The sequence below is a fragment of the Candidatus Dechloromonas phosphoritropha genome (assembly GCA_016722705.1).
GTDB lineage: Bacteria > Pseudomonadota > Gammaproteobacteria > Burkholderiales > Rhodocyclaceae > Azonexus > Azonexus phosphoritrophus.
The window spans coordinates 775,171-801,724 of the sequence record JADKGN010000004.1; the positions used below are offsets into that span (position 1 = coordinate 775,171).

The 26,554-nt window shown below is 59.6% G+C and carries 24 protein-coding genes and 2 pseudogenes; 6 read left to right on the top strand and 20 right to left on the bottom strand.

What is annotated here, in order from left to right; translation table 11 throughout:
• Positions 1 to 30: 30 nt before the first annotated feature.
• The gene (locus tag IPP03_09285; GenBank protein ID MBL0352838.1) at positions 31 to 2,124 is read left to right on the top strand and encodes a hypothetical protein; all 2,094 of its coding nucleotides are present in this window, start codon (positions 31 to 33) and stop codon (positions 2,122 to 2,124) included.
• Positions 2,125 to 2,563: 439 nt separating this feature from the next.
• Here the strand turns inward: IPP03_09285 and IPP03_09290 are convergent, their stop codons facing one another.
• The 3 genes and pseudogenes from IPP03_09290 to IPP03_09300 all read right to left on the bottom strand — a co-directional run bounded on the left by IPP03_09290 (position 2,564) and on the right by IPP03_09300 (position 4,575).
• Positions 2,564 to 3,376, bottom strand: coding sequence for an IS110 family transposase (locus IPP03_09290; protein MBL0352839.1), 813 nt, complete (start codon positions 3,374 to 3,376; stop codon positions 2,564 to 2,566).
• Between the two features lie 294 nt (positions 3,377 to 3,670).
• A complete protein-coding gene (locus tag IPP03_09295; protein MBL0352840.1) occupies positions 3,671 to 3,985 on the bottom strand; it encodes a putative addiction module antidote protein in 315 nt (104 codons plus the stop codon).
• Between the two features lie 230 nt (positions 3,986 to 4,215).
• Positions 4,216 to 4,575, bottom strand: a pseudogene (locus IPP03_09300) (transposase).
• A gap of 577 nt (positions 4,576 to 5,152) precedes the next feature.
• On the opposite strand from IPP03_09300, the gene IPP03_09305 reads away from it, so the two are divergent.
• Entirely contained in the window at positions 5,153 to 6,367 is a 1,215-nt protein-coding gene (locus tag IPP03_09305; GenBank protein MBL0352841.1) for an IS4 family transposase, read from the top strand.
• A gap of 416 nt (positions 6,368 to 6,783) precedes the next feature.
• Here the strand turns inward: IPP03_09305 and IPP03_09310 are convergent, their stop codons facing one another.
• From IPP03_09310 to apbC, 4 genes are all read right to left on the bottom strand, one after another.
• Positions 6,784 to 9,012 carry an arginine/lysine/ornithine decarboxylase gene (locus IPP03_09310; GenBank protein MBL0352842.1) on the bottom strand — a complete coding sequence of 743 codons (2,229 nt, stop codon included), beginning with the start codon at positions 9,010 to 9,012 and terminating at the stop codon, positions 6,784 to 6,786.
• Positions 9,013 to 9,085: 73 nt separating this feature from the next.
• Positions 9,086 to 9,652: a dCTP deaminase gene (locus IPP03_09315; GenBank protein ID MBL0352843.1), complete on the bottom strand. Its 567-nt coding sequence runs from the start codon at positions 9,650 to 9,652 to the stop codon at positions 9,086 to 9,088.
• Between the two features lie 250 nt (positions 9,653 to 9,902).
• Positions 9,903 to 10,400: a hypothetical protein gene (locus tag IPP03_09320; protein ID MBL0352844.1), complete on the bottom strand. Its 498-nt coding sequence runs from the start codon at positions 10,398 to 10,400 to the stop codon at positions 9,903 to 9,905.
• 421 nt (positions 10,401 to 10,821) lie between these two features.
• A complete protein-coding gene (gene apbC, locus IPP03_09325) occupies positions 10,822 to 11,913 on the bottom strand; it encodes an iron-sulfur cluster carrier protein ApbC (protein ID MBL0352845.1) in 1,092 nt (363 codons plus the stop codon).
• Positions 11,914 to 12,039: 126 nt separating this feature from the next.
• Here apbC and metG point away from each other — a divergent pair, with 126 nt between their 5' ends.
• Positions 12,040 to 14,130, top strand: a complete 2,091-nt coding sequence (gene metG / locus IPP03_09330; protein MBL0352846.1) for a methionine--tRNA ligase — start codon at positions 12,040 to 12,042, stop codon at positions 14,128 to 14,130.
• A 120-nt stretch (positions 14,131 to 14,250) separates the two neighbouring features.
• Here the strand turns inward: metG and IPP03_09335 are convergent, their stop codons facing one another.
• The 8 genes and pseudogenes from IPP03_09335 to IPP03_09370 all read right to left on the bottom strand — a co-directional run bounded on the left by IPP03_09335 (position 14,251) and on the right by IPP03_09370 (position 20,947).
• Positions 14,251 to 14,472 carry a hypothetical protein gene (locus IPP03_09335; protein MBL0352847.1) on the bottom strand — a complete coding sequence of 74 codons (222 nt, stop codon included), beginning with the start codon at positions 14,470 to 14,472 and terminating at the stop codon, positions 14,251 to 14,253.
• An 875-nt stretch (positions 14,473 to 15,347) separates the two neighbouring features.
• Entirely contained in the window at positions 15,348 to 16,733 is a 1,386-nt protein-coding gene (cobA, locus tag IPP03_09340) for a uroporphyrinogen-III C-methyltransferase (GenBank protein MBL0352848.1), read from the bottom strand.
• Positions 16,733 to 17,335, bottom strand: a complete 603-nt coding sequence (locus IPP03_09345; protein MBL0352849.1) for a DUF4202 domain-containing protein — start codon at positions 17,333 to 17,335, stop codon at positions 16,733 to 16,735. The genes cobA and IPP03_09345 overlap by 1 nt, the downstream gene beginning before the upstream one ends.
• A 140-nt stretch (positions 17,336 to 17,475) precedes the next feature.
• The gene (locus tag IPP03_09350; GenBank protein ID MBL0352850.1) at positions 17,476 to 17,943 is read right to left on the bottom strand and encodes a DsrE/DsrF/DrsH-like family protein; all 468 of its coding nucleotides are present in this window, start codon (positions 17,941 to 17,943) and stop codon (positions 17,476 to 17,478) included.
• 34 nt (positions 17,944 to 17,977) lie between these two features.
• Positions 17,978 to 18,205 (bottom strand): annotated as a pseudogene (locus tag IPP03_09355) (sulfurtransferase TusA family protein).
• 621 nt (positions 18,206 to 18,826) lie between these two features.
• The gene (locus IPP03_09360; protein ID MBL0352851.1) at positions 18,827 to 20,359 is read right to left on the bottom strand and encodes a MarR family transcriptional regulator; all 1,533 of its coding nucleotides are present in this window, start codon (positions 20,357 to 20,359) and stop codon (positions 18,827 to 18,829) included.
• An 88-nt stretch (positions 20,360 to 20,447) separates the two neighbouring features.
• Positions 20,448 to 20,603 (bottom strand): hypothetical protein, encoded by a 156-nt coding sequence (locus tag IPP03_09365; protein MBL0352852.1) that lies wholly within the window; start codon positions 20,601 to 20,603, stop codon positions 20,448 to 20,450.
• Positions 20,600 to 20,947, bottom strand: coding sequence for a hypothetical protein (locus IPP03_09370; protein MBL0352853.1), 348 nt, complete (start codon positions 20,945 to 20,947; stop codon positions 20,600 to 20,602). Before IPP03_09370 ends, IPP03_09365 begins: the two co-directional genes overlap by 4 nt.
• A 233-nt stretch (positions 20,948 to 21,180) precedes the next feature.
• On the opposite strand from IPP03_09370, the gene IPP03_09375 reads away from it, so the two are divergent.
• Positions 21,181 to 21,501, top strand: coding sequence for a hypothetical protein (locus tag IPP03_09375; GenBank protein ID MBL0352854.1), 321 nt, complete (start codon positions 21,181 to 21,183; stop codon positions 21,499 to 21,501).
• A 6-nt stretch (positions 21,502 to 21,507) separates the two neighbouring features.
• On the opposite strand, the gene IPP03_09380 is transcribed toward IPP03_09375, so the two are convergent.
• Positions 21,508 to 21,702 carry a CopG family transcriptional regulator gene (locus IPP03_09380; GenBank protein ID MBL0352855.1) on the bottom strand — a complete coding sequence of 65 codons (195 nt, stop codon included), beginning with the start codon at positions 21,700 to 21,702 and terminating at the stop codon, positions 21,508 to 21,510.
• Positions 21,703 to 21,796: 94 nt separating this feature from the next.
• On the opposite strand from IPP03_09380, the gene IPP03_09385 reads away from it, so the two are divergent.
• Both IPP03_09385 and IPP03_09390 read left to right on the top strand, forming a co-directional pair.
• On the top strand, positions 21,797 to 23,485 hold the full coding sequence (locus IPP03_09385; protein ID MBL0352856.1) for an STAS domain-containing protein: 1,689 nt from the start codon (positions 21,797 to 21,799) through the stop codon (positions 23,483 to 23,485).
• Positions 23,486 to 23,496: 11 nt separating this feature from the next.
• Entirely contained in the window at positions 23,497 to 23,721 is a 225-nt protein-coding gene (locus IPP03_09390) for an alkylphosphonate utilization protein (protein MBL0352857.1), read from the top strand.
• 65 nt (positions 23,722 to 23,786) lie between these two features.
• On the opposite strand, the gene IPP03_09395 is transcribed toward IPP03_09390, so the two are convergent.
• Genes IPP03_09395 through tldD form a run of 4 tightly spaced genes read right to left on the bottom strand, consistent with a single transcriptional unit; the run spans position 23,787 to position 26,553 of the window.
• On the bottom strand, positions 23,787 to 24,566 hold the full coding sequence (locus IPP03_09395; protein ID MBL0352858.1) for a type IV pili methyl-accepting chemotaxis transducer N-terminal domain-containing protein: 780 nt from the start codon (positions 24,564 to 24,566) through the stop codon (positions 23,787 to 23,789).
• The gene (locus IPP03_09400; GenBank protein ID MBL0352859.1) at positions 24,563 to 24,844 is read right to left on the bottom strand and encodes a hypothetical protein; all 282 of its coding nucleotides are present in this window, start codon (positions 24,842 to 24,844) and stop codon (positions 24,563 to 24,565) included. Before IPP03_09400 ends, IPP03_09395 begins: the two co-directional genes overlap by 4 nt.
• A gap of 2 nt (positions 24,845 to 24,846) precedes the next feature.
• Positions 24,847 to 25,080 (bottom strand): hypothetical protein, encoded by a 234-nt coding sequence (locus IPP03_09405; protein ID MBL0352860.1) that lies wholly within the window; start codon positions 25,078 to 25,080, stop codon positions 24,847 to 24,849.
• A gap of 27 nt (positions 25,081 to 25,107) precedes the next feature.
• Positions 25,108 to 26,553 carry a metalloprotease TldD gene (gene tldD / locus IPP03_09410; protein ID MBL0352861.1) on the bottom strand — a complete coding sequence of 482 codons (1,446 nt, stop codon included), beginning with the start codon at positions 26,551 to 26,553 and terminating at the stop codon, positions 25,108 to 25,110.
• Between the last annotated feature and the right edge of the window lies 1 nt (position 26,554).

Genomic DNA, 26,554 nt, shown 5'->3' on the forward strand with positions numbered 1-26,554 from the left:
AGGTTGAATCCACTATAAAGGAGAAGAGAAATGGATGAAATTGGAAATCAAGGGATGACGCAAGACGTCACCCAGATAGCTGAGGCGCTGGGTAAAATCACCCAGGATGAAACCACATTCCGGCTATTGGTCGAGTCGTTTCGGGCGCAGGATTACGAGGAATTTCGCGAACTCCTGAGCCGTTTCGATTTGCTCGAACGTTGCCACCTCGTATGTCACTGGCTCTGCTCGAAGGAGTGCGCGCTCATTTGCCTTGATCTGTGCGGACCACCGCCAAAGGATCTTACGCCCATTGATCTGCGTGAGTTTGGTGAGCTGACTGCCAAGATCACAGCGAACCACGAAGTACTGGCCCGTTTGGTTGGCGCCGTGACTGAGCGCGACGAAAAGACATTCCAGGTCACCGTCAAAGAGCTGGGTTTGCAGCAGAATTGTCACTATATTTGTCATTGGATCTGCTCGATCCGGTGCAGGCTGATATGCGAGATTCTGTGCGCGCCGGACAAGCCCTATTACGTTATCGGCTGCGCTCATCTGATAGCGGCCATGCAACAGGCTGGCGCGGCCATTACCCGGTTTGTGGCAGACACGAACACACTTGCCGTTGTAGAAAAAGGTGTGCTGGCGCGCAATTGCGACATTGTGCGTAGTGCCCTTGAGCGCGCAGGATTCCAGGGTGACTGCCACTGGATCTGTCACTGGATCTGCACTTGGCGTTGTGTCCGTGTGTGCATTTTGCTGTGTCGTCCATACCCATCTGCCCAGATTGAGCATGAGCTTGTGGAAATGTATGAATTCGCTAAAGTGGTGGCCGGCCTCGCCGCACTCCCCGATCTGCTAGCGAAACTGATTGATGCTGTTGAAACTGAAAATGCTGGAGCCTACGCGGAACTGGTCAAGAAATTAGGCTTCGAGCGCTACTGCCACCAATTGTGCTATTGGCTATGCCGTTTGAGCTGCAGGCGTTTTTGCCGCTGCGTTTGCCCGCCAAGCGACACCATTCCTCTATTCACACACGTCGGCGTCTACCATGTGGACTCGATCTACGGCGACTTCCAGGCCGACGGCACGACAACGGCCGGAGGCTATGCGTTTACTAGAACGATTCCGCTGAGAGGGATACTTCCAGGCTGGGAGTCCAGCAACACCTACGAGTATCGCTTCCAGATTGCCAAGTATCCAGGACTCGTTCCGGTTGACGTGGACGCTACAATGATTGAGGCGACCCCGATTGGGCAGCTCGAGTACCGTTATTGGAATCCATCGCTCGGAGTAAGCGGAGACTGGGCGACGGGTTCAACTGAATACTATGCCAACAACCCGGGCGCCACCCACTCAATCCCTCAGCCCCCTCCGGCAATCTCTCTAAGCGTATCGGTAAACACCGATGTTCAGGCTGGCGGGTGGATCAAGGTGCCGCACGAAAACGACCTGACGAATGGCGGTGGCGGGCGATTTATTCCGCAAGGTGGTCTGGCTAACCTCGATACGAGGCGATTCACCAACGAATCTTTCGATCTCACCTTGCCTGCGCCAGGTCTGGAGGCGGGTAATGCGATTCCGGCGGGCATCCCTCCGCACTCTGAAAAGCCAACCTATCAGATTTTCTTCGAGGCGCGCAAGCAGAGCACGGTGACACCAGTCTGGGCGAATAACCTCAGCAAAATCGCATTCAGCAATACGGCTTACAAGTATATTCGTCACTCTGAATGGGATGGTGGCCCGTTTACGACCCGCAGCGTGTGTTCTCTTGACATTGCCGAGATGATTGCGCCAGGTGCCGGCGGTTGCGACGGACAGGATGATCACGTCCACGCACTCTATACCTGCTATCACCCCTACCTCGGCAGCGTACTGCTCTGGTTGCAGGGGCCTGGCATCCCTACCGGTCTCGGCATACCGCCCGTTCCCGTTCCACCGGCGCCGTTCTCGTTCGTTCCGCCCGTCGCGGTCGACGCAGCAGTATCCGGTGCAGTTGGTCACGACTTCGATCTAAGCACGTTGAAGCCGTGCGCGTACGTCTTGTGGATGTCCGCGACGGTGAACCTGACTCAGGGTTGGGGGCTGATTTCCGACGCGACCGATTGGGACATGATGGCCTTCTGCAAAAAGGCAAAAGGGTAAGCAGAGGACACCCATTAGCCGGTCCATGTCAAGCGAGCAAACAAATACATGGCGGCGCCAGCCGCCATGTATCAATTTCTTCTCCCGTTTGTAGTTGCCGACCGCGCCCGTTTTCTCAAATCATGGCTGCGACGAATCGCGCCAGACGCCCCGAAGGAAGTCCTCTTGGGGGACACCCATCAGGATCAAGCGAGCGGCGATGACGCGGCCTGTCGCCCTGGCGGCTTCGCCGCCCAAGAAGAACGTTGGTGCCGCACCGTGTCCAATGGGTTCATCACAGACCCGTGGCTGTCGAAAACTCGGCGCCGATCCCTGGCTGGCTCGCGTTGCGGGCGATCCGTTGTTACCGCAAATCGGTGACGGCGACTTGGCAGCCCATTCAGACCAAATGGCTGTTCCTCCAGTCCCCAAATCCGGGCTCGGCGGTCGCCGTCATGACTCATGCGAAGCAGCGCGTCACGTCAAACGGTTTGCGCTCCTTCAAAATGTGGAAGCACGCCCGCGCCAGCTTGTGTGCCAGCGCCTTGATCGCCACCACGTTGTTCGTCTTCGCCTTCTTCCGTTCGTAGAACCGTTTCGCTTCGGCGCAGTAGCGCAGCGCGAAGTTGGCCGCCTCGACGAAGGCCCAGGCCAGGTACTTGTTGCCGTTCTTGGTGTTTCCTTCCCCCTTCTTCTTGCCGTTGCTGGTGCGCACACTATCGACGCAGCGCGCATAGGAGGCGAAGTTGCCGACGGCGGCAAAGCGGTCGATCGGCCCGCTTTCCAGCAGGATCGTGGTCGCCAGCACCTGGCCGATACCCGGCACGCTGGTGAGGAGTCCGTACTCGGGTCGCCCGCCGACTTTTTCCTGCAGACGCTTTTCCAGCAGCTCGATCTGCGCGGAAAGTATCGTGATGACCGCGACGTTGGCCTTGATCGCCAACGCCACATCGCCGGGCAGCGGCATCTGATCGACGGTTTCGGCCGTCAGGCGCTTGACCTGGTTGCTGCTGATCCGCGCACCCTGCTGGCGTGCCGTGATGTTCTCGACGGCAAGGATATGCGCGGTGCGACTACGCACCAGTTGCATGCGCTTGCGCGCCAGATCACGCACGGCGCGTTGCTCCGGTGGCAGAATCGTTCCGGTCGGCAGGATGCCCAGTCGCAACAGGTGGGCGAGGTAACGCGCATCGGTTTCGTCGCCGCTGTGCTTGAGTCCTGCGTATTTCTTGATCGCCGTGGTGTTCGCCAGATGCACCGTGAAGCCCGCCACAACTGCGGCGGCGTGAGACCGGCTAGATGATTTTCAGACCACGGTTTTCGGGCAATTGATTGGTCAGTTGCTTGCTACGTCTTGAATCTAATGGGCATGCCTCAGGCCGACGGATTGACTCAATACTGAATCAACGAACCAGAGTCATTTCCCTTTTTGACTACATTTTTCCGGTCGACCGCAAGAAACCTCACGAAATGACCAAGGGCGGCGCTGATCCACTCCCGATCCGTCATTCCGGTGAAAGCCGGAATCCAGAAAACTCAAGGAGCTGAACACCTGTCTTCGCCGGCGTCACGAATAAACCAGCGATTCCCAAGACGTGCAAGGTAACTCACACCAAGCCGATTGCGCCGCGACCCGCTCAGGTGCTGCGTGCCGCTTGATCTTGAGTCCCTTGATCACCTTCAGAATCGTCGAGAACTCCGGATTCCCGGCAGGCGACAGCGCTTTGTACAACCCCTCGTGGGTGATGCCCATAGCACGGGCAAGTTCCGCCATGCCTTGCGCCCGTGCAATGTCGCTGAACGCGGCACGAACCAGCATGCCATCGCCGGGGTCTTCGTCAAGGCAGGCATCAAGGTATAATTCCGTTTCTAATTCGTTAATGCATTAACTATCCACGGCCAGTGTACGATTGAGCGGACACGCTGGTGCTCTGATTCAAGGGTTTTGAGGCTCGATTCGAGTTGATCTTCAAGTGCATCGATGCTATCGAAGGCCAGGTTGTGGAAGAACTTCTCGCGCAGTTCATCCCAGAGATGCTCGACCGGGTTGAGTTCAGGGGCATAGGGAGGCAACGGTAGCAGGTGTATGTTTTCGGGTGTTCTGAGTGCTTGGCTGGCATGCCAGCCCGCACCGTCAAGGACCATGACGATCCGATCCATCGGATGGCGTGCCGCCACTTCGTCGAGGAATAGCTGCATGCACGGCGTATTGACGTGCAGCAAGATCAGCGAGTCAAGCGCGCCCGTATCCACATCGACGGCCGCGTAGGCGTAGGTGTATTCGTGGGTGAGCATGGCCCGGCACAACGGTCGAATGGGTTGGGGCGCCCAGGCACGACGCACATCGTTGATGCGCCCGAAGCGCGCTTCGTCCTGAAACATCAGACGGATCGGGGTTCCTTGAGCGAAATCTCTCCGGAGTTCGGCAAGGGTGTCGGGGAGTTTTTTTCCACGCCTCCTGCGCGGTCGGATCACTTTGCGGATGTCGCTTGTCTGGCGCCAGCTTGCGCCAACCGTTGCGATGCAGCACGTTGTAGGCGGAGGACAGCGCCATCGGGCGTCCCAGCGCTTTCTCCAGGGCCGGCTTGATCTGACTGACGACCAATATACCGCCCTTGGCCGCTTGGTCGAAAAAGGGTTTCAACAGTTCGGCTTCTTGCGCTCGGGTGAAATTCTCCCGGTGGCGTCCGCCTCGTGCAGGTTCCGATTCACCGCCTACCCGATGTCCAGCCAGAAACGCGTTGCGTAATCGTGAGACCCAACTGAGCGAAACGCCGATCACCGCGGCGGTCTGCTCAAGATTCAAACCGTAGCACAACGGCAGAACAACCGCTTGGGCCTGGCGCAGTTGTTCCACACTCTTGGCTTCTTTGACAATCTTCAGCGCCTCCGCTACCCAATCCTCTTGACTTAGCGGTCTGTCATCTAATTTTGGCAACTTTGCCATCTGGCCGCGCCAAGATATAATCGAGCATGTAACCAATTGATATAAATAGGCGTTATATGACGGCCTAAATATGCCAATATCGTTTCACGGCTAACGGACTACATTCATGGCGCCAATTTCCTTGCCGCCGCCCGCCGCGAGCCTCGGTTTTTCACCCGAAACCGTGAATTGCCATTCACGAATCTGATCGCTTTCCTGCTCACCGGCATTCGCGGCGCAGTTCAGGCGGAGCTTGATTCCTGCTTTGCCCTGCTTGCCGGAAGAACCCGCCTTTGTCGGGCGATCACGGCCAGTGCCTTCTCAAAGGCGCGCAGCCATCTGGTCGCCAATCTCTTTGAGCCGCTCAATACAGAATTGCTGCGCCTGGTCGATGAGGTCGTTCCGCAGCAGCCGGACTGGCAAGGCTTGCGGGTCTTGGCGGCGGATGCATCGAAGGTACGTCTGACCTTGCTTGACCTGGAAGGGCGCCGCCATATTCGAGAAGCGGCCATCTTCGGTTTGTTTCGGCCAGGGATCGAATTGTTCGACTCGCTGATTTTGCACAGTTCGCTGGTCGGCGAACGTCAGATGTTGTTTGAGCGGCTTGACCGACTCGGTGCTCAGGACATGCTGGTGCTTGATCGCGGGTATCCGGGTGCCTGGTTGGTCGCGGCGCTGTTGCATCGAGGTATCCCCTTTTGCATACGCTGTGATTCGTCCGCTTCCTTTTCTGCCATCACCCAGTTCATGCGATCCGGAGAAGATGAGGCGCAGGTGACATTGCCGCCACCGCATCGTCAGGATGCCATTGATTACGAGTGTCCGCGTCTGCCTTCTATGGTTCGCCTGATTCGTCAGGTGACGCCGACTGGCAAGGTACGGGTCTTGATGACCTCCTTGCTTGATACCGCGCGGTATCCGGCCACAAGCTTCTCAGCCCTTTATCACAGCCGTTGGCGTATCGAGGAGGCGTTCAAGCGCATCAAACACCGGCTCAATCTGGAGCACACGTCCGGCCTGACTTGGCTGGCCGCCTGCCAGGATGTTGGGGCCAAGATGGTGTGTGACAATCTCAATGCCCTGGCCACCTACCTGGCTGCGGAAGAGCGGCTGCCCAGCGATTCGCCATGGCGAGTGAATCGGACGATGGCCTTCAATACCGTACGTCGTATCTTGCCCCGAGTCTTGGCGGGTGTGCAGCAAATCACCACCCGAGTTACCAAGGAAATCTTCTCGGAAATCGTCAAAAACCTTCAGAAATTTATCCCTGATCGTGCTCGACCTCGGCCAAACCAGCGAAAGCCTCACCTGTCCTTTGCTTACAAACCCGCCGTATGACTATGGACTAAGTTGAGAGGATTGCTCCGCTACCGACCCCTCTCCCTTGAACGGCCTTCCCATGCCACACCTCAGATCTCATTGAGATGCACTTATTATTGCTTAATTGGTGTGGAAATGGAATAAGGCCACGTCCTCGTTACTATTGAGGTGATCGACCAGGTCCCAACGCGTGAATTTTTGAGTCTCGGCTTCCACTCCTTTGCAACATCAATAGCGTGCTTGATGTCGCCATCCTGCGTACTCTTGTCGCCCCCGACCAGCAATACGATCAGCGCCGACCCACTCTGGATGAAGTAGCGACGATAGCCAGGGCCGTAGTCGATTCACATTTCACTGACACCCTCACGCACTGGTCTGACATCGCCAACCTGGCGGTCGACCGCCAAAAAGTGGCAAAAATCGAAGTGTCACCCTCAGCGCACGCAATCGACGTAGTAGGTGCCGTCCTCGCCCTTGACCAGGCCATGGATGTCGGTCTCGAAACCGGGGAAGCGGGCGTTGAATTCACGGGCGAACTTCAGGTAGCTGCAGATCGTGCGGTTGAAGCGCTCGCCTGGGATCAGCAGCGGGATGCCCGGCGGGTACGGGGTCAGCAGCACGGCGGTGACCCGGCCTTCGAGCGCATCGACCGGCACGCGCTCGATCTCGCGGTGCGCCATCCGCGCAAAGGCATCGGTCGGGCGCATCGCCGGCACCATGTCGGACAGGTACATTTCGGTGGTCAGGCGAGCCACGTCGTTCTGCCTGTAGATCCCGTGAATCTGGGCGCACAGGTCACGCAGGCCGACCGTTTCGTAGCGCGGATTCTTCTGGACGAACTCTGGCAGGACCTTCCACAGCGGCTGGTTCCTGTCATAGTCATCCTTGAATTGCTGCAACTCGGTCACCAGCGTGTTCCAGCGGCCCTTGGTGATGCCGATGGTGAACATGATGAAGAAGCTGTAGAGACCGCACTTTTCGACGATGATGCCGTGCTCGGCCAGGTACTTGGTGACGATGGCTGCGGGGATGCCGATGTCGGCGGCGAAATTCCCTTCGACGTCAAGGCCCGGCGTGATGATGGTCGCCTTGATCGGGTCGAGCATGTTGAAACCATCAGCCAACTGGCCGAAGCCGTGCCAGCGATCGCCCGGCTTGAGCATCCACGCTTCGCGGTCTTCGACGCCCTCCTCGGAAAAGACGTCGGGGCCCCAGACCTTGAACCACCAGTCGGCGCCCCACTCCTCGTCCACCTTGCGCATGGCGCGTCGGAAATCGAGAGCTTCGGAAATCGATTCCTCGACCAGCGCGGTGCCGCCCGGCGCTTCCATCATCGCCGCCGCGACGTCGCACGAGGCGATGATCGCGTATTGCGGTGAGGTCGATGTATGCATCAGGTAGGCCTCGTTGAAGATAACGCGGTCGAGCTTGCGCGTCTCGCAGTCCTGGACCAGGATCTGCGACGCCTGACTGAGGCCGGCGAGCAGCTTGTGCGTTGATTGCGTGGCGAAAACCATCGACTCCTTGCAACGCGGGCGGTCGGCGCCGATGGCGTGATAGTCGCCATAGAAATCGTGGAAGGCGGCATGCGGCAGCCAGGCTTCGTCGAAATGCAGGGTATCGATCTTGCCGTCGAGTTCCTTCTTGATTTCCTCGACGTTGTAGATAATCCCGTCATAGGTCGACTGGGTGATGGTGAGCACCCGCGGCTTGGCGTTCTTGTCGGTGGCGAAGGGGTTGGCGGCGATCTTCTTCTGGATGCTCTCCCAGGCGAACTCGCTCTTCGGGATCGGCCCGATGATGCCGAAGTTGTTACGCGTCGGCATCAGGAACACCGGCACGGCGCCGGTCATCATGATCGAATGCAACACCGACTTGTGACAGTTGCGGTCGACGACGACGATGTCACCGGGCGCCACCGTCGAGTGCCAGACGATCTTGTTCGAGGTCGACGTGCCGTTGGTGACGAAATACAGGTGGTCGGCATTGAAGATGCGCGCCGCGTTGCGCTCGGAGGCGGCGACCGGCCCGGTGTGGTCGAGCAACTGGCCGAGTTCCTCGACGGCATTGCAGACGTCGGCGCGCAGCATATTCTCGCCGAAAAATTGGTGAAACATCTGGCCGACCGGCGATTTCAGGAAGGCGACGCCGCCCGAGTGGCCGGGGCAGTGCCACGAATACGAGCCGTCGGCCGCGTAGTGCGTGAGTGCCCGGAAGAACGGCGGTGGCAGCGAATCGAGATAGGCGCGGGCTTCGCGCTTGACGTTGCGCGCGATGAACTCCGGGGTGTCCTCGAACATGTGGATGAAGCCGTGCAGTTCGCGCAGCACGTCGTTCGGAACGTGGCGCGAGGTGCGCGTTTCACCGTGCAGGAAGATCGGGATTTCGGCGTTGCGGTTGCGGATCGCGGTGACGAAGGCGCGCAACTTGGCGAGGGTCTGGTCAGGTGCGAGCGCCAGTTCCTCATCGCCGATCGACATGATGAAGGCGCAGGCGCGCGATTGCTGCTGTGCGAACGAGGTCAGGTCACCAAAGCTGGTGACGCCCAGTACTTCCAGCCGCTCCTTCTCAAGCGCCGCGGCGAGGGCGCGAATGCTGAGTCCGTAGGTGTTCTCGGAACGGTAATTTTCATCGATGATGATGACGGGAAAGTGGAAGCGCATGTTGAATCCTTGATAAGCAGTAACCCGCCGCATCGGGTCACGGAATGAAACCTTCTGGCCGCGCCCCCCGGCATCAGATCTTGGGCAGCGTCACGCCGACCTGGCCCTGATACTTGCCGCCCCGATCCTTGTACGAGGTCTCACAAATCTCGTCGGACTCGAAGAACAGAACCTGGGCGCAACCCTCGCCGGCATAGATCTTGGCCGGCAGCGGCGTGGTATTGGAGAATTCCAGCGTCACGTAGCCTTCCCATTCCGGCTCGAAAGGTGTCACATTGACGATGATGCCGCAGCGTGCGTAAGTACTCTTGCCGAGGCAAATGGTCAGCACCGAGCGCGGAATGCGGAAATACTCCATGGTCCGCGCCAGCGCGAACGAATTGGGCGGAATGATGCAGACGTCGGACTCGATCTCGACGAACGATTTGGGATCGAAGGCCTTGGGGTCCACCACGGTCGAGTTGATGTTGGTGAATATCTTGAATTCACGCGCGCAGCGGATATCGTAACCGTAGCTGGATGTACCGTAGGAGACGATCTTCTGGCCATTCTGCTCACGCACCATCTCCGGTGAAAACGGCTCGATCATGCCGTGTTCCGCTGCCATGCGGCGTATCCATTTGTCTGATTTGATGGCCATTTTTTCTCGTCCGCGCTGCAAAAAGCTAAGGCAGGATTTTACCCGCCTTAGAGCAGGGCTTTGGTGGAAAAATTAGGGGTTGTGCACGACGGCGGGGGACACAAGCCGATTTCGGGCGATTTCTGCGGTCGACCGCAGAAACAGGGGAAAAACAACTTACTCCGACCCTTTACAGCGCTTCACGTTCGCGCGTCCCGGCGATGACTTCAGCGGGCCGGACCTTGCTCCGTGGCGGCCTTGGCGCGGATATTCAGCACGTCGGGTGTCCGCGACCGATCGATTCGACATAGCTCTGAGTGGTCTTCACCTTGCCCGTCGCGGAGTCGAAAATCACGTCGAACCGGGACGCTTCACTGTACTCGCTGCAATACCTCCACTCCCAGACCAGTTCGCTGCGCGCCGGGTAGGACGCTGTCCACCCAGGGAACGGGGGACCGATGACGCGTAATACCTCCTGCTCGGTCATACCCGCCTGTATCTGCGCAAAATGACGCATGTCAAGCACATTCTCCTTGTTCGCGAGCGTGCCGTTGGCGGCAATCCTGACCATGAAGGTTTGGGTTCCACTGGGGCCGCGTGGAAAGGCCAGCAGTTCGCCACCACCGGGCTCGTTCCAGCGCATGGCCGGTGTCCCCATCAGTTGGACAACATCTGCCGTGGTGCTGATTCCGGGTTTCAGGCCTCTGCCATCGTAGGAGGCGCAGCCGAAGAGCGCGATGAGCAGGATCAGGGGGGCAATGACTCGCATGATCGACCTTTCCTCAAGTGCCTTCAAATAGTAGCAAATAATATATCGCGCTTTGGTGGTCAGCACAATTTTTCTCCACCCTACTCAATGGCTTACGTCCTGGCTTGCCGAATACCCCAGCCTCCAAGCCGTCAATGCCGTTTTGGCGATGAATCACGAAGGGGCTCACCAACCCCCTTGACGGAAGCATCGATCCGGTACAGCCCCCGCGAGTCAGCCGTCATATTCACCTTGCCAGATAGCGCCACCAGATCGACACGCACCGCGCCCAAAGCTCAATTTCGGATGGGGCAGGCTGATGTTCCTGTCTGGGCCGCCGACGATTTTGGCTACTTTTTCCGGTTGACCGCAGCAACGCCCGGCAGGCTCATTTCAGCTTGATGCGACAAGGCGCGGTGACAAAAAGGAAATCACCACTTCATCAGGTGTTCTGCACGACGATATTCGGGAACTTGGACGTCATGTCCTTGGCTTTCTGGGCGATCTTGACCGCTATGCGGCGGGCGATTCCGCGGTAGATCTCCGCCGTGCGCGAATCGGGCGCGCCGACCACGGTCGGCTTGCCGCTGTCGGTCATCTCGCGGATGGCCATTTCGAGCGGCAGGCTGCCGAGGAAATCGACGTCGTAATCCTGGCACATGCGCTCGCCGCCGCCCTCGCCGAAGATGTGCTCTTCGTGCCCGCACTTGGAGCAGATGTGGATGCTCATGTTCTCGACAATGCCGAGGATCGGGACATTCACCTTCTCGAACATCTTGAGGCCCTTGCGCGCGTCGATCAGCGCGATGTCCTGCGGCGTGGTGACGATCACCGCGCCGGTCACCGGTACCTTCTGCGCCAGCGACAACTGGATGTCGCCGGTACCCGGCGGCATATCGACGATCAGGTAATCGACATCGTGCCAGTTGGTCTGGCTGATCAGCTGGTCAAGGGCCTGCGCCACCATCGGGCCACGCCACACCATCGGCGTCTCGACATCGACCATGAAACCGATCGACATCGCCTGCACGCCGTAGGCTTCCAGTGGCTCCATGCTCTGGCCGTCCTTCGATTCCGGCTGCTGGCCGACGAGACCGAGCATCTGCGGTTGCGACGGGCCGTAGATGTCGGCGTCGAGGATACCAACGCTGGCGCCTTCCTGAGCCAGCGCCAGGGCCAGGTTGACCGCCGTCGTGCTCTTGCCGACGCCGCCCTTGCCAGAAGCGATAGCGATGATGTTCTTGACACCTGGCACCAGCTTGACGCCAAGCTGTACGGAGTGGGCTACGATTTTCGCATAGACGTTGGCCGAAACGTTGCCGACTCCCGGCAGCGTGCGCACGGCGGCTATCACCTGCTTGCGGATAACGCCGATCTGGGTTTTGGCCGGGTATCCGAGCTCGATGTCAAAGGAAACGTCGTCGCCATCGACCTTGATGTTCTTCAGCGACTTGCCGGCGACGAAATCCTTGCCAGTATTGGGATCGACCGCAGCAGCGAGGGCGGTTTTGATCTGCTGTTCTGTAAGACTCATGGAAACTCCGGTTTGGGATGTATAGCCGGGAAATACCCGAGCATTTTGCTAAAGTATACTGCAAAGCCCGTTTGGCGAGAGGCTCGCGGTAAAATCGCAGCTTATTTTCGTTCCGGCCGCCCACCCATGTCGCGCAAGATTCTCGTCACCTCCGCACTTCCATACGCCAACGGCGCCATCCACCTTGGCCATCTGGTCGAATATATCCAGACCGACATCTGGGTGCGTTACCAGAAGATGGCCGGCAACGAATGCTGGTACGTCTGCGCCGACGACACGCACGGCACGCCGATCATGCTGCGCGCCGAAACGGAAGGGATCACGCCGGAACAGTTAATTGCCCGCGTCCATGCCGAACATGCTCGCGACTTCGCCGGCTTTCATGTCGGTTTCGACAACTACCACACGACCCACTCCGACGAAACGCGCGACTGCGCCAACGACATTTATCTGAAATTACGTGCCGCCGGTCTGATCGAGACGCGCACCATCGAGCAGTTTTACGACCCGGTCAAGCAACTGTTCCTGCCCGACCGCTTCATCAAGGGCGAATGCCCGAAGTGCAACGCCAAGGACCAGTACGGCGACAACTGCGAAGTCTGCGGTGCAGCCTATGCGCCGACCGACCTGATCGAGCCGTACTCGGCCGTTTCCGGCGCCAAGCCGGAACTGCGCAGTTCCGAACATTATTTTTTCAAGCTCTCCGATCCCCGCTGTGAGGCCTTCCTGCGCCAGTACACCAGCAAGGAAAACGGTGTGCTGCAGAACGAAGCCGCCAACAAGATGCAGGAATGGCTGGGCGCGCCGGGCGAAAACAAGCTGACTGACTGGGACATTTCGCGCGACGCGCCCTATTTCGGTTTCGAGATTCCCGATGCGCCGGGCAAGTATTTCTACGTCTGGCTTGATGCGCCGATCGGCTACATGGGTTCATTCAAGAATCTGTGCAGCAAGAACGGGCTCGATTTCGACGAGTATTTCAAGGCGGATTCGACGACTGAGATGGTTCACTTCATCGGCAAGGACATTCTCTATTTCCACGCCCTGTTCTGGCCGGCCGAACTGCAGCACGCCGGCTACCGGACGCCGACCAAGATCTTCGCGCACGGCTTCCTGACGGTCGACGGCGCAAAAATGTCGAAATCGCGCGGCACTTTCATCACCGCCCAGAGTTACCTCGACACCGGCCTCAACCCGGAATGGCTGCGTTATTATTATGCAGCCAAGCTGTCGGCAAGCATGGAAGACATCGACCTCAATCTTGGGGACTTCGCCGCGCGCGTCAATTCCGACCTAGTCGGCAAATACGTCAATATCGCCAGCCGCTCGGCCGGTTTCATCAGCAAGCGCTTCAACGGTCAACTCGCGCCGGCCACTGCCGACCTGCCTGCCATCCGGGCTATTCAGGAAGCCGCCGAGCGCATCGCCGAGCTGTACGAGGCACGCGAGTTCGCCAAAGCCATGCGTGAAATCATGCTACTGGCCGATGGCGCCAACCAGTACGTAGACAGCGTCAAGCCCTGGGAACTGGCCAAGCAGGAAGGCAAGGAAGGCGAACTGCACGCCGCCTGCAGCAATGCGCTCAACCTGTTCCGCCTGCTCACTGTGCTGCTGAAGCCGGTCCTGCCCGCAGTGGCGGCAAAGGTCGAGACCTTCCTCAACATCGCCCCGCTGACCTGGGCCGACGCCCGGACCCTGCTCGCCGCCGGCCACGGCATCAATACCTACGAACACCTGATGACGCGCGTCGATCCCAAGTTGATCGAAAAGCTGGTCGCGGCCAACACGGAGTCGCTGGCGCCGACGCCGGAGCAGCAATCACCGCAGCGCCACGCCCAGCACCAGCAAGCCGAAGTGCCGCCGGCCAGCCCGTGGGAACCGTTCTGCAACATCGACGACTTCATGAAGGTCGATCTGCGCATCGTCCGCATCGCCAATGCCGAGCAGGTGGACGGTGCCGACAAGCTGGTACGCCTGACGCTCGATGTCGGTAACAACGAGACGCGCAACGTCTTCGCCGGCATCAAATCGGCTTACGATCCGGCGCAACTGGTCGGCCGGCTGACCGTAATGGTCGCCAACCTGGCGCCGCGCAAGATGAAGTTCGGTCTTTCGGAAGGCATGGTGCTGGCTGCTTCGGACACCGCCGGCGAAACTCCGGGCATCTTCCTCCTGTCACCCGACGCGGGCGCCCAGCCGGGGATGCGCGTCAAGTAGCAACGGCATAACGCCGAGTTCAGCAAAATACCCCCGTTCGCGGGATTCGCTCTGCTTCCCGTCGCTCGCGGACCGACGGGACCGGCGCAGCATCGCCGACCGCCAGTCAGAGTCGTGCCTTCAGCCACCTATGTGCATCTGGTACTTCGCACCATTGGAAAACGTGCAGGTTCCGGCTCCCTGATACGGCGTGTTCAACTGGTACTCGCAGGACATGAAGATTCCCCCCGGGCTGTAGGCACTCGCCACACCCCGCTTTTCGTCCTCCACTACGCGAGTCGCTTCACCACTCAAGACCTGACCTTCGTACTCGACCACGAAGCGGCCCTTCCCGGTCATCATGTTGGTGACCGATCCGCTGATGACACCGGTCCGTGTCGCCCGGTCATTGGATGGATAGAGCCTGACCGGAAGTGTTGCAAATCAGAGCGGACCGCCAATTCCAGTTTAGTAACGATCGTTGCCTTTACAAGGCGACCTGCGACCTTGTGTGGCAACTCCTGTTTCTGGCGAAACAGTTACTCCGCAGCAGCAACTATCAGCCTGAAAACCTGAGAGATCACATTAACTTTGATACCCAATCCGATGCCCTGTTGTCGACTTTCCAATCTATCCACAAAATCTGTGGATAAGTCTGTGAATGATTCCCGACGATTACCCGTAAGTTGGCGTCCCACAAGCACTTTCTCTCTCCTGCACGAGTTTTGAGCTACTCTACAACTCATTGATTAAATGTATATTTATCCCGTAACATTTGATTCTCGGCAAAGCGGTCCGGCAAACTGCGCAGCAAATTTCCGAAAATCGGCATGAGAGAAGTTCTGTGAGTAAATCGGAACAGAAGGGCGGGCTTGTCAACGGTTTTTGCTCTCTTTCGGGCAACTTTCCTGGACGATGCGCGGAACCCTGCTCACCGCCATCCTCGGCGTCTCTGGGCTGCCCCGCAGCACGACGGAACCCCGAAGTCGTCATCCCCGACATGACGCACCTGATCCAGTTCAACAGCGCTGGCCCCGAGGGTTTCGTGAGCCTGCGCGACAAGCAGTACAAGCATCGCCACACTCACCGGCGCTCGAAGCCAGCATCGGCGGGGGCGCGCCATTTTCATGCCAGCGAAACATCAGAGCCTTTGCTCAACAGTCGCTGCGCGACAGCAAGGTCGCCGGTCTGTGCTGCGTCAACCAGTCCGGTGAACATTGAACCTACCTCGACAACGGCTATTTCTCGACCGTCTGGGGATGGAACCAGGCCAGCTTTTCATGCAAGGTGACAACGCCGCCAACGATGATCAGGGTCGGCGCCTGCGGCTTTTCGCGCTCGGCGATGCCGGGTAGCGTCGCCAGCGTGCCGGTGAAGACGCGCTGGTTCTGCGTCGTGCCTTGCTGGACGATAGCGATCGGGGTGGTCTCGGGCATGCCGTGCCGGACGAGTTCTTCACACAGCGTGTCAAGTCCGTGCAGGCCCATGTAGACCACGACGGTCTGGTTCGGTCTGGCCAGCGCGCTCCAGTCCAGGTTCATCTTGCCGTCCTTGAGGTGGCCGGTAACGAACAGGCAGCACTGGGCATGGTCGCGGTGGGTGAGCGGAATGCCAGCATAGGAGGCGACACCGGCCGCCGCGGTGATGCCGGGCACGACCTGGAAGGGGATATTCTGCGCCGCCAGCGTCTCGATTTCCTCGCCGCCGCGTCCGAAGATGAAGGGGTCGCCACCCTTGAGGCGGACTACGCGCTTGCCTTCCCTGGCCAGGCGGACGAGCAGTTCGTTTATCTCCTCCTGGCGCATGGTGTGGCTGGCGCGCTGCTTGCCGACAAAAATGCGCTGCGCATCACGCCGCGTCATGTCGACGATGGTCTTTGCCACCAGATTATCGTACACCACCACATCGGCCTTCTGCATCAGGCGCAGGGCGCGGAAGGTAAGCAGGTCGGGGTCGCCAGGGCCGGCGCCAACCAGGTAGACCTCACCGGCCAAGGTGTTGTCCTCGTCCGCGAGCATCTGCCGCAGCATGGCCTCGGCACCGCTGTCGTCGCCGGCCAGGACCTTCTCGGCCACTGCGCCGTCCAGCGCGTTTTCCCAGAAGATGCGGCGTTTGGGCGGATTGGTCACGTGCTCCTTGACCAGTTCGCGGAAGCGCACGGCAAAGGCAGCCAGGCGGCTGTAGTTCTGCGGGATAACGGCTTCCAGCTTGCCGCGCATCATGCGCGTCAGCACCGGGGAACCGCCGCCGCTCGAGAAGGCCACCATCAGCGGCGAACGGTCAAGAATCGAAGGCATGATGAAGCTGCACAATTCCGGGTCGTCAACGACGTTGACCGGAAGATTGCGCGCCCGCGCCAGTTCGGAGACCTGACGATTGACGTCGCGGTCGTTGGTGGCGGCGATGACCAGCACGGCGCCGTCCAGGTACTCGGGCGCGAAGTCGGCAACGATGGCCTCGACCCCGGGCTGCCCGGCCAGTTCCGGCTCGATCTCGGGGGCAACGACACGCACGCGGGCGCCCGCTTCGAGCAGCACGCCGCTCTTGCGTGCGGCCACCTCACCACCGCCGACCACCAGGCACAACCTGCCCCTGATGTCGTGAAACGCCGGCAGGTAGTCCATCAGCCTTGCACCGCCTTGAGTATCAGCGGCACCAGCGCCTCGGGCAGGCAGATCCCGCCGGACAGCGCGAATTCATGCGCGCGCCGCGACATCTTCCGCCAGGTCTTGTTGATGATCTGCAACCACTTTTCCTCGCTGTATTCCGGGTGCTTCGCGGCGAAATTGTTCATGTAATGCTCGATGAAGACCAGATCGCCGACGTCTTCCATCGTCTGCGTTTCCGGATTGACCTTGAGTCCCTTCTTGCTGACGATCGCCATCACGCGCTCGACCATTCCCTCATCGTAGCCGGCCTGGCGCATCAGGTCCCCGGCGGTCCGGGCGTGAAATCCGTACAGGCGCGTGCGCCATTGCAGGTAGCCCTGGCGGTCCATCGGAAATTCGCTGCGCGCGATCTTCCAGCGCTGGATATGCTGGGCGCGCACTGCCAGCTTGACGGCTTCCGAGGCTTCCGGCACATAACGCTCCTGCATCTCGCCCATGCGTAGTGAATAGAGGAGTTCCTTGGGAACTGCCTCGCCCTGATGCTGTTCCTTGTTCGGATCTTCGCCGTTAGCCTGGTCAAAGGCCGCGATTGCCGCCTGGAAGGAGGACTGGGTCATGGTGCTCCCGCGTTTACTGAGTAATTTCCGGCCTGCTGGTCCTTAATCTCTGCCGCCTGATGAAGGTGGCGAAGCGCGTGGTCCAGTTTTCTTGGAGTGCTTTTCATGGTTCGGGAATGGCCCGGTTGGTAGCGCCGGCCCTAGATGAACAGGCAGATATCCGTTTCTCCTGCAAATCCGAAGAACGTTGCCGCGCCGCCGTATTCGACATTATCGATGAATTCGCTCTTGTCAAACTCGAACAGGTCTACGGTCATCTGGCAAGCGATGAACTTGACGTCGGCTTCGAGGCAGAGACCGCGCAACTCCTCCAGCGTGGCGACGCCATGCTTCTTGAGTTTCTGCTTCATCATCATGGTGGCCATGGTTTCCATTCCGGGCAGCATTTGCACCATCACCGGCATCGGAACGGGCATCGGCATCGCCGGATTGGCCAACGGACTGATCTTGACGGCGGAAAGGTCCTTGCGCAGCAATTGCAGCCCATAGAAGGTGAAGAAGATCTGAACGTCGTAGCCCAGAGCGGCGGCGGTCGACGCCAGGATGAATGGCGGATACGCCATGTCCAGGGTGCCCTTGGTGGCGATGATCGCCATTTTCTTGGTCATGCTTTCCTCCTTTGCTTTCTGATTCAATTGACGCTTATTTCTTCTTCATCAAGAAGAGGTATTCGCCGTTTTCCTCGGCGGCAGACATCAGGGTATTGCCCGTCGGGTCGGCGAACGCCTGCATGTCCGTTATCGCGCCACGATCGGTGGCAATCATCTTGCGCACCTGGCCGCTGGTCATGTCCGCCGGCGATTACTTGGTCCTCACGATCGGCAAGGGGCAGGAAGAGCCACGCACGTTGAGTTCCTTGTCAAAATTCATAATTCATCTCCCACTGTCCGGATATACAAAATGAGCCATTATGAACTGAAGCTTGCGCTGCATCATCAGGAACGCACAGGCAGGTTCCGTGCATACCCACGACGGGTGAAGCAGATATCCCGATCGGGTTATGTTTGCGCCAGTCGCCATGCCGGCATGGCACCCGCGATCGGCCGTATCAGCTTTGCGGAACGATCAGCGTTGGCACATCGGTCGATCCCACGATGTCCCGCATATTCCCTGCCTTGCCGAAGGGAAACCTTCGATAGCGCTGACGGCCGATGGCCACGAGGTCGGCTGCCGTCTCCGGCCACCAGGGCGCTGGCCAAGCGCGACCAGCAGCCCGGCGCCGCGCACAAAGTCAAGATGAAAGGGAAAAAGCCGCCGATGATCGGTACGTAAGGACCCCGCCGCCAACGCCAGACGGCACCGCGACGATGCCAAGGAGAAAACAGGTGACAAACAGGCCCAGCGGCCATCCCCACCACGGCATGGAACTCGCCGGCGGAATGCTCTCGACAGCCAGAACACTGGCCGCGAAAAACGCCAAGGTCAGAAAGATCACTTGCGCGTTGCATTTAATCACTAACCAGTTCAATCATCACAAATCATGAGAAGAATTCAGGATGCGCAAGCCATGGTTGGCACTATGTTGAAGCGGGTCAATGAGCAGGCCGCAGCGACGACTGAACGTCCCAATCGAGTGAGGTAGTAGCGATAGGTATGAGTGACTTTCTTGATCAAGCCGAGCGTACGCAGTCGGGCAAGTTGGCGCGACATGGCGGACGGAGTGAGCTTCAGATAGCTGAGAAGATCGGCACGACGCCAACCGTGAATGTTGAACTCGCCGCGTTGCATGGTTTGCAGCAAGGCTTTCTCGGCAGGATCAAAGAAGTTCACCCCTTTGACACCGGGAGCCGCCCCCAACCGTGGCATGCTCAATCGCTCCAAGTCACGCTCGCCGGCACTGGGGTCATCGAGGCTGGAGAGGAACGCCAGGTAACGTTGGTTGCAGCCGAGCAGGATGTCGCGCAGGTCGATCAGGCTATAGATTGTCTTCTTCAGGGGCGCCAATTCTCGGGTGGCGTGCCTGTCCTTGTGTTCCACCTTGCGGTGGTGTTTGAAGAAACTCACGTCATTGACGGTCGTTTCGACCCGCAGTACGCGGGAGAATTTGTCATACACCTTGACGCCAGCGGCGCCCATGGTGTGCTTGATGCAGCGCCCCTCGATACGGGTGGACAACCGGGAACCGATCTCCTGGGCCAGTTGTGGCGTGACCTTCTTGCCCAGAAAGCTGGAGACGCGTTCTGCGTTGGCGGCCAAGACCGCTTGGCGCGAAATGGCGTCATACAGTGGAACCAATATCTGCTCACTGCGAAACATCAGGTCGGTGGAGTATTCGACTTGGCGCAAGCTCCAGTGATACGAGGATCCAAAGACGTCAAGCACTGGGCACAACCACTGCGCATAGCGATCCAGTCGCGGGTGAAGTACGTCGGGACTGAACGCATCCGCCAGCGCCTGCGCCTGCGCGATGTCGGCGACACGCAGGAAGGCGTTGTCCTGCTGGAGGAAGTCGATCCTTTCTCGCGTCAGAGTTCTTGCCAGAGCGCTGTGACCATTACAGTAGAACTGCAACCCGAACGGTGCCCACGTCGGCACACGCAGGTAGCACAACCCCAGTTCCTCGTCGATGAAATAGAAGTAGTAGTGCAGGCACTTGCCTTGATCGGGGCGCAGGTAAGTCTTGCCACTGCCTTTGTCATGCCACGGTTTGTAGCTCGGACAGGCTTCCATGGCCGAGAGCACATGCACCAAACCCGGTGCGTCGCCGCGACCGGCGAGCACTCGCGCGACCAACTCTTCCTTGCGAATATGGCTTTTGCTGACGTGCTCGATTTCAATACCCGCCGCCAGACACACCTCCTGCGCACGCTCACGAATGCGATCTCGCAGCGGCTCGGCAAATCGCGGGTAGTCGAATACCCGAATTCCGTGCGTGTACAAATAACTCGTCATTCCTGCCGCGTAGCACGCACCAGGCAGCGTGCCGGTGATAATGATCCGGTCAAAGCACGAAAGCACGCCATGCATGTTCGTCGCGTATCGTTCCGCCAGAGCCATCGCCAACATGATCGCCTCCTCGGTCATTCGTCAGGCTTCTATCGTAATACCTGTTTGGTTCCGGCTCGTCCGGCTTAGGGAATAGTCCCAGATTGCCGGGCCTCCTCTCTCAGCATCAGGACACGCCCTGGTAATACAGATTCTGAGGATGCCGCGCTTCGCCGAAGAAATACCAGCGTTCGCCCAGCAAGCCGGCATATTGCACGAGGAAGGCCAGCAATGGCAGCGTCAGGGCGAGCACCGAGGGAAGGACAAACACCCTCAGGATCATCGTGGGCGGAATGCCGCGTACGAACGAGACACTCCTGCCGCGGAAGAACTCGCGGGTGTTGAACTCCCTCCCATCGCGCCTTGCGCCTTCTGAACGATCCGCGGAAGACGAATGCCGAGAGCGCTCTGCAACGGATTCAGCCTGGCGTTGCGCAGCAGCGAAGCACCGCGCATCAGCACGGCGAACAGGGCAGACGCAAAAGCCGACTGCGCCAGCAGCCTGTCGCGCAACAGTTCCTCAATGTCCTCGGCGCAGGCGTGGCTCTCGGCAAAATAGCCGCCAACCGCTGCCGTATGGCCTGACTCGACAGCTGGCACCCCCAAGCGCCGTCTTACCGCGGCCATGCCGGCCGTCTTCTTCTAAGCAATGCGGAAGCCGCGATCGACCAGATAACTCCCCTAGTCGATGCAGGCCAGGCAGGGCAACGGCATGTAGACTCGACCAGCTGCACGTCTTCGGCGGCTCGGGAGCAAGCAGGCAGGCAGCAACCCGAGACAGCAACAAAGACAAGGAAGGAACGCAGCATGGCGGCTCGGGTTCGGGCAAACTGACGATACCCCATTACAAGGCCCACCAAATGTTACCGACGACCCGCCCGCCCCGCCCCCGCCTGACCGGCCGCATCTTCGCCTACGCGCTGGCCGACGCCTTCGGTCTGATGTGCGTCGCCATCGGCGCCAGTTGGTTTGCCACCGGCAAGGGGGCTATTTTTGCCAATTTTCCGAGGTCGACCGTGGAAGCCGTTGCCTGCACGGCGGGTGGCGTCGTGGTGATGATCTGGGCGGTAGCGCGCATTCTGCGTGAAATCGCCCGGCAGGCGCCAGAAATGCATGCCAAATACGATGCCTATATCGCTGCCCGGCATTCGGACAAGGTGCGCCCGCCTGAATCTGGCTAGCGAGCGCTAATCTGTAGCCTTGCCGGCCGGCTTTAACCATTCGGGCAACTCGCGCCCGCCGGCATTGTCGATGATGTACTGGCGCACCAGTTTGCGCACCACCTGCGATGGCGTCAGGTCGTGCGCGGCGCAGATTTCCTCGAATATCTCCTTCTTGCGCGGATCGATGAGGATCGTCAGACGCGCGGTCCTCTTTTCCATGGATAACTCCCAATAAGCTTTGATGGAATCATATTAACATTTAAAAAAAATATAACTCACATATAATGTTTGCCTCATTCACCGAGCACGCATCATGAAATTTGTCTTCCACCCGAAGCTACTGGATTGCCTGCCGACTTACAACCGCGCCCAGTTCGGCAAGGATCTCGCCTCCGGAATCACCGTCGGCGTCCTCGCCCTGCCGCTGGCCATGGCCTTCGCCATCGCCTCGGGCTGCTCGCCGGCGGCCGGCATCTGGACCGCCATCGTCGCCGGCCTCATCACCTCGGCCTTTGGCGGTTCGCGGGTACAGATCGGCGGCCCGACCGGCGCCTTCATCCCGATCATCTACGGCATCGTTGCCATGCATGGCTTCGCCAACCTGATGGGCGCCACTATCCTCGCCGGTATCTTCCTGCTGGCCATGGGCATCGCCCGCATGGGGCAACTGATCCGTTTCATTCCGGTGACGGTAGTCATCGGCTTCACTAACGGCATCGCCGTCGTCATCTTTCTTGCCCAACTCAAGGATTTTTTCGGGCTGCAGATCGACAACCTGCCGGCCGAGTTCTTCGCCCGCATCAATACCCTGGCCGCCAACGCGCATACCATCGATCCACCGACCTTGGCTCTGGCCACCGCCTGCTTCGTTTTCCTGTTCTCCTACGACCGGCTGACCGAGCGTTTCACCCTGCTGCGCCACGCGCCGGGTCCGCTGGTGGTGTTGATCATCGGCACACTGGTCGCCTTCGTCTTCGATCTGCCAGTCGAAACCATTGGCAGCCGCTTTCATGGCATTCCTCAGGAACTCCCCGATTTCGGCCTGCCCAGCCTCTCGGTTCACGATTTCGGCAAGCTGATCTCGCCAGCGATCACGATCGCCCTGCTCGGCGCCATCGAATCGCTGCTCTCGGCGCGCGTCGCCGACAGCCTGATCGACGACCGCCACGACCCCAACCAGGAACTGATCGCCCAAGGTCTTTCCAACATCGCCGCCCCGCTGTTCGGCGGCTTTGCCGCGACCGGCGCCATCGCCCGCACCTCGACCAACGTCAAGTCGGGCGGCCGGACGCCGATCGCCGGCATCATCCACGCGCTAGTCCTGCTCGCCATCGTCCTCGTCGCCGCGCCGCTCGCCTCCTACGTGCCGCTCGCCACACTGTCAGCGATCGTCATGGTGGTTGCGGTCAACATGGGTGAATGGCACGAATTCCTTGAGTTGCGGCGCTACTCGATGAACTACCAGACTATCCTGCTCGTCACCTTCTTCGTCACCGTCGTCTTCGACCTGACGATCGCCGTCGAACTCGGCATGGTGCTGTCCAGCCTGTTCTTCATCTACCGCATGTCGGAACTGACGCGCATCGAACGCCTGCCGCTCACCGAGGAAGCCGACGAGCCCACTTTCCTTTACCCGGACGGGACGATGCGCGTCGCCGCCTGGCAACTGTTCGGCTCGCTGTTCTTCGGCGCGGTCAACAAGCTGGAGGAACTGCTTGACCCCGCTGTCGGCCACCCGGAAGTCGTCATCCTCGACATGACGCGGCTGATCCAGCTCGACACCACCGGTCTCGAAGGCCTCGAAAATCTGCGCGACAAGCTGCACAAGCGCGGCTGCGCGCTGATCATCTGTGGCACCAATTCACAGCCCGGCTCGTTGCTTTTCCGCTCCGGCTTCATCGACCATCTCGGCGACGACAATGTCTGCGAAGACCTGTCCGGCGCCCTCCGGCGCGCCTGGATCCTGCTGCCCCACCTGATGGGCGGCGAAGACGATTACTGAAAGGGAGCATCATGAGCGACGACATCATCGTCAAGGACAGCAACGGCACCATCCTCAACAACGGCGACTCGGTCACCCTGATCAAGGACCTCAAGGTCAAGGGCACCTCGGTCACGCTGAAGCGCGGCACGCTGGTCAAGAACATCCGCCTGACCGACGACGTGGAAGAAATCGAGTGCAACGCCGACAAGGTGAAGGGCCTGGTGCTGAAGACCTGCTTCCTGAAAAAGGCCTGATGACTGAGACGGCAGCGGCCGGGCTGGCCGGTCTCAGCTCCCGGCGACCACCGGCCGGGTAGCAGCTACCTGAGTTTTTCGTAAAGCCCGACAACCGTTTCCATTTCGGCAAGGATGCGTTCGCTCGTCGTCGCCACCGCTGTCTGCGGCCGCTTGTCGGAACCAGCCTTCTGGTTCAGCGCGCTCTCGAAGAATATCCACTGCTGCTGGATGAGATCGAGGCTTTCCTTGATCTGCTGGGTATTGGACGACGATGCGACGAGTTCCTTGTGGGCCGCCACGAACTCCTTGCGGGATTTCTCAAGTTCGCCGGGACTCCTTTCATTGCCGACGCCCCAGGCAATCGCCTGGTAGAGCTTGGCCATGCGCTGCGACAACATGCGCTGGCGACCCGAAACATTGAGCAGAGGAGCAGCGGATGAGGCTGACTGCTTCTCGAGTTGGACCGTCCCCTGGTGCGCGAGCGACAGCACCTGTTCAGAGAGATCGAGAACCTTGCGCCCATTGTCCTGGGAGGGTTGGGCGCCCACCAGAAGATCCTTGTATTCGAGCCAGGACTTCTCGAGCTTCAGGTAGCTGTCCTTGATCTCGGGAGTCGGGGCGAAGTTCTTCAACTCGACCAACTGGCGGTCGAACTGCGCCACCGAAGCGTCGAGGATCTTCTTGCTGCGGTCGACCTCGACCTGCTGACCAATCTGAAAATAGGTCTTCGCCATGCGCTGCGAGAGCATGCGCTGCCGGCCAGCCTTGTTGATCGCCGAATTGAGATCGGTAATCTGCGCCAGCGCATCAGCGCCGGAAACGCTCAGGACAAGAGCGAGCAGCAGTCCGAAAAGGGCTTTCATGATTCCTCCAATGTGTTGTTATCCCCGAAACGCAAAGCTAACTGTTGGTAGCCGGATGGAGCCATGACATCGGTCAATTTTACCGACCGCCGCACGGCAAATTCAGCCTTGTAACGGGGTAACCGGCCATGGTCGTTGGCAATTGCCTTGATGTCTACGTTCTTCAATTTCGACGTGGCGATCGATATCCGTTGATTGCTGCGGATGCCGGTATCGTCGCGGTAGCGGGCAATCAAAGTCCGCGGGAAGGGAGTCTGCTGGCCGGCGAGGCGCGGCACGGTCACGTCTCCATGAGCCGCCTGAGCATGGCGGAGCAAGCACGGCTTGGGAACGATTCCACGCCGAGCGCCACTTCCGCGGCATCGGCTTTAGCCGGCTTGAGCGTCCCGCTACCATGGAACAGCGTGACCTGGATATGCCCCTCATCCTTGAGCACCGTGACAGGCTCCATGTTCTGGGCAAATACAGTGCCAGCGAATGCCATGACGCCCAACACCCAAATCCATGCGCGCATGAACGCCTCAACCAAAATGGTCAGGAATCATGCAGTACCCCCCACCGTTAGTCCATCAATGCGCAGTGTCGGCTGACCAACGCCGACCGGCACGCTCTGCCCGTCCTTGCCGCAGGTACCGACACCGGGGTCAAGTTGCAGGTCGTTGCCGATCATCGAGACCCGGTTCATGGCGTCCGGGCCGTTGCCAATCAGCGTCGCGCCCTTGATCGGCCGCGTCACCTTGCCGTCCTCGATCAGGTAGGCCTCGCTCATCGAGAAGACGAACTTGCCGCTGGTGATGTCGACCTGGCCACCGCCGAAATTGGCGGCGTAAATACCCTTCTTGACCGACTTGATGATCTCCTGCGGATCGTGTTCGCCGGCCAGCATCATGGTGTTGGTCATGCGCGGCAGCGGCAGGTGGGCGAACGATTCGCGGCGCCCGTTGCCGGTCGGCGCGACGCCCATCAGGCGAGCGTTGAGGCTGTCCTGCATGTAGCCCTTGAGAATACCGTCCTCGATCAGCACATTGCGTTGCGTCGGGTTGCCTTCGTCATCGATGTTCAGCGAACCACGGCGGTCGACGATGGTGCCGTCGTCGATTACGGTGACGCCCTTTGATGCGACGCGCTGGCCGATGCGCCCGCTGAAAGTTGAGCTGCCCTTGCGGTTGAAATCACCTTCAAGACCATGACCGACCGCTTCGTGCAGCAGGATACCCGGCCAGCCCGCGCCGAGCACAACGGTCATCTGCCCGGCCGGCGCCGCTTCGGCATTGAGGTTGATGGCCGCCTGATGGACGGCCTCCTTGGCATAACGCTGCAGCAACTCATCGTCGAAATAGCCGAAATCAAAACGCCCGCCGCCGCCCGCACTGCCCTGCTCACGCTTGCCGCTCTCTTCGATGATGACCGAGACCGAGCAACGCACCAGCGGCCTGATGTCGGCGGCCAGGCGACCATCCGAACCGGCCACCAGAATCACTTCGTATTCGCCAGCCAGTGAGGCCATGACCTGGATCACGCGCGGGTCAAGCGCCCGCGCGAAGCCTTCGAGACGCTCCAGTAACTTGACCTTGGCTTCAGCCGGCAGCGAAGCGATCGGGTCGTTGGGCACGTAGAGCGCTTTTGTCACGGTCGACGGCGAAAAAGCCGGCAAAATTCCATTCTGGCCAGCCGCCGCAATGGCGCGCACGGCGCTCGCCGCGTCGCCGAGGGCGCGCGAACTGATGTCGTCGGAGTAGGCGAAGGCGGTCTTTTCGCCGGAAATTGCCCGCACGCCGACACCCTGGTCGATATTGAAACTGCCTGATTTGACGATGCCCTCATCGAGGCTCCACGCCTCCGAACGGGAATACTGGAAATAGAGGTCGGAATAATCGACCTGATGCGCCAGAATCTGGCCGAAGGTCCGCGACAGGTCGCTCTCGGTGAGCGAGAAGGGGGTCAGCAAAAGGGATTCGGCTTGCGCCAGGGCGCTGTCTCGTATCATG